The following is a 13,068-nucleotide window of genomic DNA, read 5'->3' on the forward strand; positions in this document are numbered from 1 at the left end:
GAAGAACAACACGCTGATGTCTGATTCGCGTGCGCCGTCATGTGGTAAACGGCTCGCTGAGCTGCAGGATCTGCCTGACCACCGTCGTGGACGCCACGCTCTACAGCGACGGCTAACGTCGCATCTTTCCTGGTCGCCGAGGTCTACCACAACGATCTGCCCCAGAACCGGAATCAGCGTGTTGTTCTTCTGCACGCCCTAAGAACTCGTAACAAGATCTTGGGCGAGTGCGCTGGTCGCGCGTGTCCGATGTGATGATCCGGCCGTTGATGGGCTCGTGAGTACTCGGCCGTGGATCGTGGACGATGACCTATGGGAGCTGATCGAGCCGTTGCTGCCGCCCTGGCCCGAGCGGTCGCCTGGGCCGAAGCCGGTGGATGACCGGCGCTGTCTGCAGGGCATTCTGTACGTCTTGGTCAATGACATCGCCTGGCAACTCCTGCCGCTGGAGTTGGGGTTCGGCTCCGGACAGACCTGCTGGCGCCGCCTGGACCGCTGGCAGCAGGCCGGGGCCCTCGACCAACTGCACCGCATCCTGCTCGCGAAGCTGCACGCGGCCGGTGAACTCGACTGGACGCGTGCGTGCGTGGACGGCTCCCACGTCCGCGCGAAAAAGGGGGAGCCGCGACCGGCCCGTCACCGGTCGACCGGAGGAAAACGGGCAGCAAGCACCATCTGATCTGCGACGGGAAGGGCACCCCGCTGTACGTCATCACTACCGCGGCGAACGTCAACGACATCACGCAGACCCTCGCCCTCGTCGACGGCATCCCGCCGGTGGCCGGATGCCCCGGTCGTCCCCGCCGACGCCCCGCAGCCGTGCTGGGCGACAAGGCGTACGACTCCCGGGCCGTGCGCCGCGAACTCCGCCGGCGCCGGATCCTCCCGGTGATCTCCCGCAAGGGCTCCCCGAACATCAAGGGCCTGGGCAAGCTCCGCTACGTCGTCGAGCAGACCCTCGCCCTGCTCCACCAGTTCAAACGCCTCGCCGTCCGCTGCGAGCGACGCGTCGAACTCCATGACGCCTTCGTCTCGTTGGGCTGCAGCCTGATCTGCTGGCGCCGCCTCAAGAAGGCCCGCTCATGATGCTGTTACGAGTTCTGAGAAGGCGGCGAATACGCCGGGGCACCCTCCACGCGCTCGCTTCCTACTCACCTGTCTCGTGCTCCGCACGATCCATGGCGGGCGGCTCGTTGTAGGTGATCCCGGTCAGCCTGTGGGCAGGCCAATCTGGTCGCGTTCGAGCACGGAGCGCAGCTCCGAGAGGATCTGTACGGCGGCCAGTCCTGAGGGACCGCCGAGGACGTCTGCGGTCAGCTCGGCCAGTGTTTTGGTGAAGGTCGCCTCCGCCGCCTCGACGAGTTGCAGGCCTCCAGCGGTCAGGTCCAGCAGTGATGAGCGGCGATCCGATGGATTGGTTCGCCGTATGACCCATGCCTGCTTCTCCAGGCGGTCGATGCCCTTGCTGGTCGCGCCGATCCCGATGGCGAATTCGGTGGCGAGGTCCGCCACCCGGGACCCGGGGTGGTCGCGCAGGAAGCGCAGGAACTCGAACTGCGAGGTGACGATCCCGTGCCGCTCGCGGAGGCGGTCGTTCAGCGCGTTGTAGAGGCGTGTCTCGCAGCGGACGAGATCGGCGAAGAAGCCCGGGAGGTCGATCGGGCTACGGCTTGACTTAGATGCCATGGCATATAGTCTAATCTATATGCCATGGCATATAGTTCTTTGGCATGCACTTGCGATGGAGGCGACAATGAGCAGGCAACAGCGGGCGGAGATCGACGCGATGGTCCGACGGCCTCAGCCGGAGAGCCCTCGGTCGGTGGAGGAGCTCCGCGCCGGGTTCAGGGCGATGATGGGGGAAATGATCGTCCCGGCCGGGATCCGCACCCGGACTGCGACGCTCGGCGATCGGCCCGCGGTGCTCGTCGAGCCAGCCAGCACTCCGAAGGCAGGGACGATCCTCTACTTTCACGGCGGCTCTTACGTGGTCGGTTCACCGGAGACGGCGATGTCGCTGACGGGGAACCTGGTGACCAGAACCGGGTTCAGGGCGTTTTCGCTGGATTACCGGCTTGCCCCTGAGCACCCGTTCCCGGCCGCGATCGAGGACGGGCTGAGCGCCTACCGCGCACTTCTCGAAAGCGGCGAAGACCCTTCGGCGACCGTGTTCGCCGGCGACTCCGCCGGTGGCGGCCTCACTGTCACCACCTGCCTCGCCGCTCGCGACGCGGGCCTGCCCATGCCCGCCGCGATCGTGGCGTTCTCCCCCGGACTCGACGGGACCCGGACAGGCGAGAGCATGGACACCAAGGCGAGCATCGATCCGTTCTTCACGCGTGAGGGCCTGGAACACACCGGGGCCATGTATCGCGCGGGACAGGACCCCCACCAGCCCATGCTCAGCCCCGCCACCCTCGCCGACCTGACCGGCTTCCCCCCGATGCTTCTGCAGTCGGGCACCAACGAAATGCTCCTGGACGACTCCACACGCATGGCCACGCGCGCGAGGGACGCCGGAGTGGATGTCATCCTGGACATCACCGCTGACGTTCCACATGTCTTCCAGGCGTTCACCGGCGTCCTGGACGAAGCCGACGAGGCACTGGACCGCGCCGCTCTCTTTCTCAGCCAGCACATCCGCCCCAGGGACACGGCACGCACGTCGGCAGGCTGAAGCCCGCAGAAGGTCTCACGCGGACCGAGCCCCGGCCCGCCGTTCCCAATTCCTGACGCCCGGCGCCCCACCTCGCTCCGAGGGCCGTTCAAGACCCCGGAGGTGCGTTCTCCGTGGGCGCTGGCTCACGCGAGGATGCTAGATCTACTTGCGTGACGCGAGTGCAACTGACCGACAGCGAGGGGGAGTTCGTCGATCCGTACCTGCCGATCGGCGAGTATGGCCCGTACCCCGAGCGTCTGCGACAGCAGTTCGAGGGCGTGATCTGGCGGTTCAAGACGGGAGGCCGCCCCTGGAGCGTCCGAGGAGTCGAAGAACGGACGGCCGCCGAGCGGCGGGAACGGGAGAGGGCGGACCTGATAGAGCAGGATGATCCCTGGGGCGGCATGGGCGAGTTCACCCAGGAGCCCCCGCTGTAAGGGCCATGCACCGCGGACCTTCACCCTGGTTCCGGCTTGGTTCCGGCTCTCGCTGTGGGCCGGTCGGGTGAACCACCCGCGATGGGAGAACCCGATCCCGCGATGGTGCGTCGTGCCGGGTGTGGAAGCGATCAACGAAGTACGCGTATCGGAGTCCGGTCTGGTCGTGGTCGACGTCGCAGCCGCCGACGACCAGACCGCCTTCGCCTTCCAGGCGGCCCTGACCGGAATGTGGGCAGCCACAACCTGGGACCCCGGACAGCCCGGCGTACGGCTGCGCTGCTACCTCGACATGCGCCAGAGCCTCAGCCCCTGACCAGGCCCGGCCCGCCGCCAGAACAGAGGCACCCGGCCCTCTACGCCCGGGACGATCTCTGTCGAGCCATAGCCCCAGGTGAGCCTGCAGCCGTGACGGGGACTGTCAAACGAGTGGTGTAACTAGGGTAGTTGAGGCTACTGACGGGCTGCCGACAGGCGGCCGTCGAGGGCGATGCCGAAAGCGTTCAGCGCGGTTTCCAGCGCACGGTCCAGCGGGCCTGTCCCTTGCCGGTGGGGTCGAGGGACATGATCGCCATGTAGACGCACTTCAGGGCGGCCTGCTCATTGGGGAAGTGGCCGCGGGCCTTGACCGCCCGACGAATGCGCGCGTTCACCGACTCGATCGCGTTCGTCGTGCAGACGATGCGGCGGATCTCGGTGTCGAACCGCAGGAAGGGGGTGAACTCTTCCCAGGCGTTCTCCCACAGTTTCACGATCGCCGGATACTTCCGGCCCCAGGCATCGGCGAACTCGGCGAGCCGCTCCAGGGCCGCCTCCTGCTCCGTGGCACCTCCGGCACGGCAGTGCGAACTCACCTGGGCGTCGCGATCCGTGGCGAGGAATACAGGAACTGGTCCCTACCCAGGGGTTGTTCCTCGGCCTTTCCACGCCACAGGAGTACGCCGTGGCGTCGCTCCCAGAAGAACGTGTACACACCTTTGACGATCCGCTCCGGTACAAAAAAGAGCCCCCAGCTGATGACCCAAGGACCCCAGAGCAGGCCGAAAACTAGGGTCGGCAGCGCGACGATGACAACGAAGGATCCGTCGAAGCTGCGGCGCATCGACTCACGCGGGGCGGGGAGTATCGCCTCGGGGTCGGCCAAGGGGACTGCGTTCTCGAAATCGCGCTTCTCGCCGCCCAGCCAGCCCGAGCGGGTCGAAACCGCTAGCAGGCCGAAGAGCGCGCTGGATCCCAAAACACACAAAAGAGGAAGTGCATAGTTGCTCTGCGGCAGCCCGTGCACGCCGAGGACCACAGGAGCAGCCACGCCAATGGCAGCCCCCACCTCGAAGATCGTCGCCAATTGAAAGTGAACGTAGCGCACCATGGCATCCCCCTCTGCCCGCGCCTGCCTGGGGCGGGCGCGGAACCCACTATGGACACCGTGCGTCCCCCGGTAAAACCGCCCGCCCCCTCGGCTCTAGACCGGCATGCGCTGTTGACTGCTCGTTCGCACGGCATTTGCGGAACCGTCACTTCAACATCAGGAAGGCCCCGAGCTGCTGGCATCGCGATCAGTGGGAAAAATGTGACGCGAGCTTGCACAGCCCAGGAAGGACCCGGGCCGCAGAGGTCCGGGGTCTCGTACTTTCTGATCATCATGGCCGCTGAGACTGAGGACACCGCCGCGGGCGGGTGCGTGCGCCGTCGCTCCCGTCCGCGCCTGGTGACAGCCGGCTCGGTTTTCACCGTATGACGGGGCGTGGATGTTTTCCGCCAGATTGAGTACCTCTGCGGCCAATCGGTAACTCTATGCAGTCATCGTGCTGCGCTATGTGTGCATTCTGATGTCCGCCGGGTTCCTCGAGTCACGAGCCCGGGCAGGCCGGTACGACATTCGCCGGTGGAGAGGGAGACCATGGCCATTGACCAGTCCACCGAGTCCCAGGACAGCGCGCCGCAGAGCGGCGGGCTCTACGACACGCCACCGCCGGAGCTGGTGGAAAGGGCGGAGCACGCACGCAAGGAGCTGGAGGCGCTGGGCGCCACCGTTCGGTTCGAGGCGAAGTGGTGGGGGTTTGAGGTTCACCTGAACCAGGCGGCGGTGGACGCGTACCTGGAGATCAAGGACCTCCTCGCGGACATCCTCGGCGAAGCTCTCAAGGAGCCCCTGTCGATGCTGGTCACTCTGGCAGCCATGGCGCAGAAGGTCTGGGTGCAGGCGGTGTCGAGGGGGTATGGCTGCAAGCTGGTCTCGCCGTGGATCTCGCCGACGATGCTCATCCCGATCGGTATCAATCCCTCCGAGGACCCCAACTTGTGGTGGACGGTGTTCGGTCGGAGCGCGGATACCGGTCACTTTCAGTGGAACGAGGACACCATGTTCCCGGCCCATGCCAGCGCCGCGAACCCAGCGGCGGCGGTGTTCAACGGCCGTCTGATCCTCGTCCACCGCGGCTTCGACGACCAGCGGCTGTGGTGGACCTCGTTCGACCCCGACAGCGGCTGGTCTGTGGACACGGAGTTCGGCGCCCACTCCAGCGCCGCCGGCCCGGCTCTGGCGGTGTACGACGGGAAGCTGCACTGCGTTCACCGCGGGCACGGCAGCGACACCAAGTTGTGGCACACCACCTTCGACGGCCGTGGCTGGTCCGCAGACAGGCCGCTCGGCGCCCATTCCAGCTCTGTCGGCCCGGCTTTGGCGGTGTACGACGAGAAGCTGCACTGCGTCCACAAGGGCGCCACCTCTGACAGCACGCTGTGGCACACCACCTTCACCAGCTCGGGGGGCTGGACCCAAGACACCCCGCTCCCCCGCCACTCCACAGCCTCGAACCCTGCACTGGCGGTGTATGGCAGCACGCTCCACATGGTCCACCGAGGCAGCGGCAACGACACCTCCCGGTGGCACACCACCTACACGAGCGACGGGGGCTGGGGCTCGGACAACAAGTTCCGCGCCCACTCCAGCCTGGAAGGGCCCGGCCTGGCAGTCTTCGACAACAGGCTCTACTGCGTCCACCGCGGCCACGGCAACGGGGACCAGAACCTGTGGTGGACCAGCTACAAGCCCGGCAGCGGCCCCTGGACCGACGACCAGAAGTTCCCCGGCCACACCAGCGGCGCCGGACCAGCGGTCGTCGTGTACCGCGACAAGAACGGCACGCAAGACCAACTCATGGTCATCCACCGCGGCTACGGTAACCGCGCCGCCGGCACCGACAGCGCCGAAGTGCAGGCACAGATCGCCGCCGAGGAAGACGCCAGCTGATCACCGCGCTCCCGCCGACCGGTCCTGATCACCGGTCGGCAGGGGCCCCACCCGCCCCGGCCTACCGGTGTCTGTCACCCACCCCGCGGCGCGGGAACCGAACTGGAGCGCGCCGCCCTTGGCGCGGTGAGAGCCGAGGAGAATCGAGCAGCTGGGCGATCGGTTCGATGCCATAACGCCGCTCCTTGCAACTGCTCGCTGTTCGAATCGAGAACTCCCCCCAGTGCTGTCCGAAGTGCTGAACAACTGCTGTCCGATCGGAGGTTCTGGCTCGCTTTCCGTGACGCGTGCACGGTGAGTGATCTCTGCTGGGGGACGAATGGGACCGAAGATGGGTCTCAGGTACAGACGATGGGGCAGCCGCGTCGGATCGAGTGCTGGGCGGCGCGCAGGAACAGCGCGACGTAGAAGGCTGTGTCCAGGTCCTTGGTCCACGGTCCTGTCCGAGCAGTGGCCAGTTCCTTTGCTTGGTGCCTGAAAGAGATCAACGGCCCTCAGACCAACCTCATTGTCGCACCACCACGACGGCTCCACAGGGCAATCCGCACCAGGGGACTCGGCGTCAGCCGTCGACACGGAGCCGTCCGCAAGGCCAGTACGAGGTGTGTCAGAGCCGTCTCGTGGTGAACAGGTTGGTCCCGTACACCGCGTCCACTTCCTTCCGCTCGGTTTCAGTGAATCCGATCTTGGCCAGCACACGGCGAGAAGCGGTGTTCCAGTCCCAGACCGTGGCCCACAGACGTTCGTACCCAGATGATCTCGCCCATTCCAGAACCGCCAACGATGCCTCGGTCGCGTATCCCTGACGCCAAACTCGGCGTAGCAGCTCGAATGCCAGTTCAGGTTCCCCTGCCGATCCTCGCTCGCTGTCGACCAGCCCGCAGTAGCCGATGACGTCACGAGATGCCTTCCGCTCGACCGCCAGCAACCCGCTCGACCACAGCTGGTTGGTGCGGACCGAATCCTCGAGCTCCGCGACCGTGGGGTGTCCGTCCGCGTCGATTCGGCGGTGCGGCGGCACTCGTGGATCACGTTCGGTCCACAGCTCATGCTGGACGACGGCCTCGGCTACCCGCCAGGGCCTGAGCAGCAGGCGACTTGTCTCGAGTACAACCTCACTGCCCGGAGCCGCGCCAACTGTCATGGCAGCAACCATGGCACGGGTGAACGCGCTGTCGTGCCACGGGGTGCGCTTGGTCCTCCCGATCATGGGCGCTCGATAGGCGGGACAACCGAGATCAATCCCTGAGCATCGGCTTGGACGTGCACGTTCGGCTATACCCGGTGGGCCACGTTGCCCCATACACCGACACCAGGCTCAGTTTCTCATGCCTGCCCGGCTCCTCGCCGGGGGCCGAGCGTCTTGTGCTGCCCATCTAGCCGCCTTCGGATCGCCTCGTTCGAATCCTGACCTGAGAAGACTCTCCATCCGAGGTTCAGACACAGGCACTCATCTTGTCGTTTATGGTCCGGCATCGAACGGGGCTCGAACTTGTTCGGTGTTTTCCCAGCTCACCAGATGAGTGAGGGGCGGCGGGCCGATCCTGTGCAGAGCGACAACGCAGCGCGGAGGCCGGGATCGTGGACTGGTCGGGCATAAGGTTCAACGAGACGCGTTGACGGTGGTGGCGGCGTTTCGGTCGGAGTTGTACGCGTGCCTGACCTCGCGGAGCGACGCCCTGTTCGAGCTGTGCGACGCATTGCTGTGCACCGATGGTCCGGTCCGCACCCTCGTGGACCTGGCGCTCGCTCCCGAACATCGGCGCGGGCACGGGGCGTTGTACTCCGGGATCAACCACGGTCGGAACATGCGGGTGGGGTTCTGCCCCGGAGGCCACTCCAGAGCGTGGACCAGGCGCAGCGGCAGATGCCGCATTGCTGCTTCCTCCGCGGCCCAGGCAACGCCGGCCTTGCTGGCCTCCGACCGGCTGACGCCGACGACGAAAGGCTTGAGGCCATGGGGACTGGATACGGGAACGGTGGCCATCGGGGGACTCGCCTTCGGTTGGCTGCGCCTGCGTGCCGGTCTCGATCAGCCTCCTCACCCTCACCCCGGACGGCGAGGGCCGAGGGTACACACCGTGAGCCGAAGGTCCCGGCGTACGGACATCGCCTCGCAGTGCGCACTCAAAGCAGCCTGATGGTGCCGGAATCGCCGTCGCAGGGCGTGAAGAGCATCCACAGCCCCGACCGGAGTCGGGCGGCGACAGCGCGTTCGGGTATGCCCAGGAGTCGGGAGACGCCGGCGCAAGAGCGGTCTCCGACGAGGTGGAGAGCGAGTTCGATGCGGTCGTACGGGGAGGCGGCCAGGTCAGGACAGTGGTCGCGGGTGGCGGGCAGGTGGGAGGGCGCGGGCTGCGAGCGCGCTCGGTGGGTGGTGGTCACCGCCGGAGGGTGATCGTCTCCTTGGCTGCAGCCGAGGGCAGGCTCCACGGGATCCTTGAGCACCTCGGACAAGGCCGCGTCGACAACGCCGGGATCGTCCGTCATGAGCGTGGACAGCGCGTGGATGGCCATCAGATGACGGTCGCACCAGGCGACGATCGAACGTCGGCGGGCAAGAAGGTGCTCGATCGGGACGTCATCGGGCGGCGTGTCAGTGGTTCGGGTCCTGTCCGGTGTGGTCACCACAGCCGACTCCGGAAACTCAGTCCGGTGGCCGGGTGGGCGGTCCCAGGCGGTCGGCCAGGTTCGATGCGCGCGATCCAAACCCTGCCGGATCCGCCTTTCCCACCGCTCAGACCAGGGGCTTGGCTGCCGTGCGGATACGCCGTTGGTACCTGAGGGGCAGGCATGGTGCCTCAATCTGGAAGCCAAGGGCACGGCGGCGTTGTGGAAGGCGGGCGTGCAGTCTTCGCGAGACGAGGACCGGAGCACCCGCCCCTGCTGACGCCTGCGGACAGACGATCGTGAGTGCCCAGCGCAGCACAGCCGTGCATGAACGCGGCCTACGGCAGGAGAGTCGGAACCTGGCCGGCGGCCGCCGGGGAAGTACCGGGTGGCCATACCACGCCACATCGGTCCATCCGTGTCAGCTGGCGGTAAGTCGCCGGGGTCCGGGACATCTGTCTTTCACCCTAGCCCCATTCGAGCAGGGCACAAGGGCGCCACCATCGCGGGCAAGGACAGTGGCCTGCCAGAACGCATGTTCCGGCAGGCCACGACAGCGGCGTGCTTGATCAGACCGGCTTGGGCGCCCCGTTCAATACGTGCTCCGGGAGGGCGGTGATGCGGTCGGCCGGCGGCGGCGTGGTCACGGCGCCCGTACCTGCGGCCGCGGACTCGCGGGCGAGGAAGGAGCCGAGCTCGCCGATCGTGCTCATCAGCGGGGCGGGGAAGACGACGGTGGTGTTCTTGTCGACGCCGATCTCCACCAGGCTCTGCAGATTGCGCAGTTGGAGGGCCAGGGGATGGTCCATCATGATGTCCGACGCGTCCCCGAGCGCCGCTGCGGCCAGCGACTCGCCCTGAGCGTTGATGATCTTCGCCCTCTTCTCCCGCTCGGCCTCGGCCTGGCGGGCCATCGCGCGCTTCATGCTGTCCGGCAGCTGGATGTCCTTGAGCTCGACCAGGGTGACCTCGACGCCCCACTCGACGGTGGCGATGTCGAGGATCTCGCGGATGTCCAGGTTGATGCGGTCGGTCTCCGACAGCGTCTCGTCCAACGTGTGCTGGCCGACGACCTTGCGCAGTGTGGTCTGGGCGATCTGGTTGATCGCCGCGTGCACATTCTCGATCGCGATGACCGACTTCACCGCGTCCACCACACGGAAGTACGCCACAGCCGAGACGTCGACGCTGACGTTGTCGCGCGTGATGATGCCCTGTGACTGGATGGGCATCGTGACGATCCTCAGTGAGACCCGGTGGAGGACATCGACGAACGGGATGATGAACCGCAGACCGGGAGAGCGAGGGCCGACCAGCCTTCCGAAGCGGAACAGCACCCCCTTCTCGAACTGCTTGACGACCTTGATCGCCATGCCGACCATCACGATGACCAGCACGGCCACCACGATGATCAGGAAAATGAGTACTCCCATGTGCTGCTCCTCAGCTAGGGCACGACACCTGTGGCCCTTCGCGCTCCAGCCGGAGCACGAAGGACACGGAAGCCGGACGGCGCTCCTGCGTCCGTGGGGACGAATGGCTCCGGAGCGGCGGGTCCTGCTGACTCGGCAGTCGTGCCGTGTTCCGAGTGTGGCTCGCTGCCTGCGGCGCGCGCTGGGGCCGAACGGTCCCCAATCCTGTGCCTCACACTCGGCAGGCATGCACGAGGCGAGAGGGGCAGGGCCGACCGGCCCCGGTGGTAGGGCCGGTCGGCCGACCGCCGGACCGGCGAAAGTGAGTAGCGTGCTGCTGTATGTCTCCGGTGTCCCAGCGACGGCCGCCATGCACGGATCGGCGCCGCACTTCGTACGTCGGCTCAGTTCTCAACCGACCGTCAGGAGAACGACATGCCCCAGCACACGGACAAGAAGCCCTGGCCCGTCGTCGTGGGGGTCGACGGATCGACCGGCTCACAGGCGGCCCTGCGATGGGGACTGGCCCAAGCCAAACTGACCGGAAGCACCGTCGAAGCGATCGCCGCCTGGCAGTACCCCGAGGTGTACGGGTACGGCTATGGATGGATCCCCTCGATGCCGGAAGGGGGCGAGTTCGCCAAGACCGCCGAACACGCCCTGCAGGAAACCGTTGACACCGTACGCGGCCAGATGGACCACCCTGCGCAGGTGTCGATCCGGGTGGCCGAGGGCCACCCGGCGCAGGTCCTGATGGACGCCGCACGCAACGCACAACTGCTCGTCCTGGGCAGCCGGGGCACGGCACCTTCTCAGGCATCCTGCTCGGCTCGGTCAGCCAGCACTGCGTGCAGCACGCGCCCTGCCCGGTCGTCGTCATCCCTCAACCGTGACCCGTGCGACGCAACGTCGGTCGGGTAGAAGCAACGATCCACTGGGAGAACCGGTTGAACGACTCCACCTTGTTCGTCGCCGCAGTCACCCGCCGCCGCAGCGGCGCGTCCGAGAGGTAGCGCAGCAGCTGCACGGTGCGGATCACGCGGCCGACCTCGCGGAACGCGCCGTAGGTGGCGTTCTTCCGCGACCCGGAGCGCAGCCGCTTGAGCAGCGCGGAGGAGGAGATCGCCCCCTCCCTCACGGAGACGGCCACGCGCATCAGGTGCCGAAACTGGGAGTCGATCAGGTCGAAGGCGATGACGTGCTTGCCCGGCTCCCCGAACAGCGCGTCGATGTGCACGTACTTGCTCTGCTTGGACGGCCGGTAGAAGGTCAGTTCCTTCCAGTTCCTGATCCTGGGCATCAGGTCGAAGCCCAGCAGGTGGGCGAGCGCAAAGACCGGGAAGTTCTGGCCCTGCGTATCTGCGTGCACGGTGGTCGGCTGCACCTCGCTCGTGTTCTTCAGGAGGCCCTCGAATGATGTAGGCGGCCTCCCACACTCCACACGGGATGAAGTGGGTGAACAGCGCGATGTACGTGTCCGAGATGTGGTGGTAGGCGATCCCGCCCGGCTTGCCGTACCTGACGCTCATCTCGGAGAGCAGGTTGTCGAGATAGGTGTCCATGTGGGTGCCGTCCGCCGCGACGGCGGTCCCGTCGCCCGACGCCTGCGAGATATCCAGGCGTGCGTGCGCGTTGACCAGGTCGGAGATCGCCTCGTTCTTGCGGAACTGATGCACCATGACCCCCAGCGGGTCCACAGCTACGTGGACTGCCGTCTCCGCTGACCGCGCTGTGCTGAGCCGGGACGCGACGACCGCGGCTTGGGCCATCGGCCCCGCGGCCCGGTGCGCGAGGCCACCCACCGGTAGTCCCGAACCGTCGAATACGCCAGACCGACCGGCGGGCTCAGCGCGGTCACGCAGGCGGTGGAGGGCTTCGGCGGGTTGCCCTGCGCTTCTCGGACAGCGGTGTTGAGGGTTCCGCCTATGCCGCTGCCGGCAGCATCACCTGCCTACGCGGCTCCGAACACCGTCGTGAACTGGTCGTCTGAGGGAGAGTGCATCTTGGTCCCGGATGTCGTGGCAGGCTCACCGGATGGATCACGCATTCGACGCTCCACCCGCTGACCGAGAGGTCCTCGACTTCGCCGTCGGATTGGCCACGCGTGCCGAGCAAATGTCCGCGCAGGGCTTCTTCGGGGACTGGGAGCCACCGCAAGGAAGACGGCAGCGAGGTCACGGAGATCGACCTCGCGGTCGAGGAGTCGGTCAGGAACGAGCTGGCCCGCCACATGCCCGAGGACGGAATCTACGGCGAGGAGAAGGGATCGACCGCCGGAATGTCAGGGAGACGCTGGATCATCGACCCCATCAACGGCACCACGCGACTCGTATGAACGGCCCCTATTCCCCAGCAAGATCAAATGCGACGGCCCGGCAACCGCGAAGCACCGTTCCGGTTCGCAGAACCCGTTCCCACTCAAAAAGAGGTCCAGCACGCGCACGCCGCGGCCGCCTTCCGGCAAGCCGAGCCGGCGCGCGGGGCGGCGCAGGTCGCGGTGGTATCCCGGGTTGAAGGCCACCAGCGTGTCGTAGCAACGAGAGGCGTGGTTGAACGCGGAGGCCGACCCCTCGTCATGCAGCAAGGTCATGCGGTCTCCTTGAACAGGGGCGCGATCGGGCCCGGTCACCAAGACGCCCCTATAGGTGCGAGGTCCAGGCGTGCGGTGGTGCCGATCGTCCCTTGCAACTGGCCCCC

The 13,068-nt window shown here is 66.7% G+C and carries 12 protein-coding genes and 7 pseudogenes; 9 read left to right on the forward strand and 10 right to left on the reverse strand.

Annotation, left to right across the window (positions count from 1 at the left end; translation table 11 throughout):
- The first annotated feature begins 277 nt into the window (after positions 1-277).
- Positions 278-1,086 (forward strand): IS5 family transposase gene (locus tag OHB41_RS47445; protein ID WP_526025097.1). Its coding sequence is split into 2 segments (ribosomal slippage): positions 278-611 and positions 611-1,086, totalling 810 coding nucleotides; the frame shifts between segments, so codons are not numbered across the junction.
- Between the two features lie 123 nt (positions 1,087-1,209).
- Here the strand turns inward: OHB41_RS47445 and OHB41_RS47450 are convergent.
- Entirely contained in the window at positions 1,210-1,686 is a 477-nt protein-coding gene (locus OHB41_RS47450) for a MarR family winged helix-turn-helix transcriptional regulator (protein WP_266708149.1), read from the reverse strand.
- 67 nt (positions 1,687-1,753) lie between these two features.
- On the opposite strand from OHB41_RS47450, the gene OHB41_RS47455 reads away from it, so the two are divergent.
- From OHB41_RS47455 to OHB41_RS47465, 3 genes and pseudogenes are all read left to right on the forward strand, one after another.
- A complete protein-coding gene (locus OHB41_RS47455; protein ID WP_266708151.1) occupies positions 1,754-2,677 on the forward strand; it encodes an alpha/beta hydrolase in 924 nt (307 codons plus the stop codon).
- A 152-nt stretch (positions 2,678-2,829) separates the two neighbouring features.
- Positions 2,830-2,967, forward strand: a pseudogene (locus OHB41_RS52500) (transposase); the annotation flags it as partial.
- A gap of 241 nt (positions 2,968-3,208) precedes the next feature.
- Positions 3,209-3,412 (forward strand): DUF6207 family protein, encoded by a 204-nt coding sequence (locus tag OHB41_RS47465; protein WP_266708153.1) that lies wholly within the window; start codon positions 3,209-3,211, stop codon positions 3,410-3,412.
- 137 nt (positions 3,413-3,549) lie between these two features.
- On the opposite strand, the pseudogene OHB41_RS47470 reads toward OHB41_RS47465, so the two are convergent.
- Together OHB41_RS47470 and OHB41_RS47475 are read right to left on the reverse strand one after the other, a co-directional pair.
- Positions 3,550-3,923, reverse strand: a pseudogene (locus tag OHB41_RS47470) (transposase); the annotation flags it as partial.
- 23 nt (positions 3,924-3,946) lie between these two features.
- Positions 3,947-4,465, reverse strand: coding sequence for a hypothetical protein (locus OHB41_RS47475; protein ID WP_266708155.1), 519 nt, complete (start codon positions 4,463-4,465; stop codon positions 3,947-3,949).
- A gap of 531 nt (positions 4,466-4,996) precedes the next feature.
- Between OHB41_RS47475 and OHB41_RS47480 the strand changes: the two genes are divergently transcribed.
- Positions 4,997-6,349 carry a DUF8189 domain-containing protein gene (locus OHB41_RS47480; RefSeq protein WP_266708157.1) on the forward strand — a complete coding sequence of 451 codons (1,353 nt, stop codon included), beginning with the start codon at positions 4,997-4,999 and terminating at the stop codon, positions 6,347-6,349.
- A gap of 607 nt (positions 6,350-6,956) precedes the next feature.
- On the opposite strand, the gene OHB41_RS47485 is transcribed toward OHB41_RS47480, so the two are convergent.
- A complete protein-coding gene (locus OHB41_RS47485; RefSeq protein WP_266708159.1) occupies positions 6,957-7,559 on the reverse strand; it encodes a GNAT family N-acetyltransferase in 603 nt (200 codons plus the stop codon).
- Positions 7,560-7,935: 376 nt separating this feature from the next.
- On the opposite strand from OHB41_RS47485, the pseudogene OHB41_RS47490 reads away from it, so the two are divergent.
- A pseudogene (locus OHB41_RS47490) lies at positions 7,936-8,154 on the forward strand (transposase); the annotation flags it as partial.
- 23 nt (positions 8,155-8,177) lie between these two features.
- On the opposite strand, the pseudogene OHB41_RS47495 reads toward OHB41_RS47490, so the two are convergent.
- The 3 genes and pseudogenes from OHB41_RS47495 to OHB41_RS47505 all read right to left on the reverse strand — a co-directional run.
- Positions 8,178-8,336, reverse strand: a pseudogene (locus OHB41_RS47495) (universal stress protein); the annotation flags it as partial.
- A gap of 140 nt (positions 8,337-8,476) precedes the next feature.
- Positions 8,477-8,866: a hypothetical protein gene (locus OHB41_RS47500; protein ID WP_266708161.1), complete on the reverse strand. Its 390-nt coding sequence runs from the start codon at positions 8,864-8,866 to the stop codon at positions 8,477-8,479.
- A gap of 662 nt (positions 8,867-9,528) precedes the next feature.
- Positions 9,529-10,392 carry a slipin family protein gene (locus tag OHB41_RS47505; RefSeq protein WP_266708163.1) on the reverse strand — a complete coding sequence of 288 codons (864 nt, stop codon included), beginning with the start codon at positions 10,390-10,392 and terminating at the stop codon, positions 9,529-9,531.
- Between the two features lie 414 nt (positions 10,393-10,806).
- On the opposite strand from OHB41_RS47505, the pseudogene OHB41_RS47510 reads away from it, so the two are divergent.
- Both OHB41_RS47510 and OHB41_RS47515 read left to right on the forward strand, forming a co-directional pair.
- Positions 10,807-11,097: pseudogene (locus tag OHB41_RS47510) on the forward strand (universal stress protein); the annotation flags it as partial.
- 95 nt (positions 11,098-11,192) lie between these two features.
- Positions 11,193-11,264 carry a universal stress protein gene (locus OHB41_RS47515; protein ID WP_266708399.1) on the forward strand — a complete coding sequence of 24 codons (72 nt, stop codon included), beginning with the start codon at positions 11,193-11,195 and terminating at the stop codon, positions 11,262-11,264.
- Here OHB41_RS47515 and OHB41_RS47520 read toward each other — a convergent pair.
- Together OHB41_RS47520 and OHB41_RS52475 are read right to left on the reverse strand one after the other, a co-directional pair.
- The gene (locus OHB41_RS47520) at positions 11,255-11,740 is read right to left on the reverse strand and encodes a Tn3 family transposase (protein WP_266708165.1); all 486 of its coding nucleotides are present in this window, start codon (positions 11,738-11,740) and stop codon (positions 11,255-11,257) included. The two genes, OHB41_RS47515 and OHB41_RS47520, sit on opposite strands and share 10 nt — an antisense overlap.
- 49 nt (positions 11,741-11,789) lie before the next feature.
- Positions 11,790-12,140 (reverse strand): annotated as a pseudogene (locus tag OHB41_RS52475) (Tn3 family transposase); the annotation flags it as partial.
- 335 nt (positions 12,141-12,475) lie between these two features.
- On the opposite strand from OHB41_RS52475, the gene OHB41_RS47525 reads away from it, so the two are divergent.
- Positions 12,476-12,706 carry an inositol monophosphatase family protein gene (locus OHB41_RS47525; protein WP_266708167.1) on the forward strand — a complete coding sequence of 77 codons (231 nt, stop codon included), beginning with the start codon at positions 12,476-12,478 and terminating at the stop codon, positions 12,704-12,706.
- A gap of 90 nt (positions 12,707-12,796) precedes the next feature.
- On the opposite strand, the pseudogene OHB41_RS47530 reads toward OHB41_RS47525, so the two are convergent.
- A pseudogene (locus OHB41_RS47530) lies at positions 12,797-12,961 on the reverse strand (ubiquinone biosynthesis methyltransferase UbiE); the annotation flags it as partial.
- Positions 12,962-13,068: the final 107 nt, after the last annotated feature.

Origin of the sequence: Streptomyces sp. NBC_01571 (genome assembly GCF_026339875.1) — a bacterium.
In the GTDB taxonomy this organism is placed as follows: Bacteria; Actinomycetota; Actinomycetes; order Streptomycetales; family Streptomycetaceae; genus Streptomyces.

What these genes read in the sequence shown, in the direction of transcription:
- OHB41_RS47475 (WP_266708155.1), bottom strand. Translation starts at nt 4,465, where the DNA reads ATGGTGCGCTACGTTCACTTTCAATTGGCGACGATCTTCGAGGTGGGG.
- OHB41_RS47480 (WP_266708157.1), top strand. Translation starts at nt 4,997, where the DNA reads ATGGCCATTGACCAGTCCACCGAGTCCCAGGACAGCGCGCCGCAGAGC.
- OHB41_RS47485 (WP_266708159.1), bottom strand. Translation starts at nt 7,559, where the DNA reads ATGATCGGGAGGACCAAGCGCACCCCGTGGCACGACAGCGCGTTCACC.
- OHB41_RS47450 (WP_266708149.1), bottom strand. Translation starts at nt 1,686, where the DNA reads ATGGCATCTAAGTCAAGCCGTAGCCCGATCGACCTCCCGGGCTTCTTC.
- OHB41_RS47455 (WP_266708151.1), top strand. Translation starts at nt 1,754, where the DNA reads ATGAGCAGGCAACAGCGGGCGGAGATCGACGCGATGGTCCGACGGCCT.
- OHB41_RS47500 (WP_266708161.1), bottom strand. Translation starts at nt 8,866, where the DNA reads ATGGCCATCCACGCGCTGTCCACGCTCATGACGGACGATCCCGGCGTT.
- OHB41_RS47505 (WP_266708163.1), bottom strand. Translation starts at nt 10,392, where the DNA reads ATGGGAGTACTCATTTTCCTGATCATCGTGGTGGCCGTGCTGGTCATC.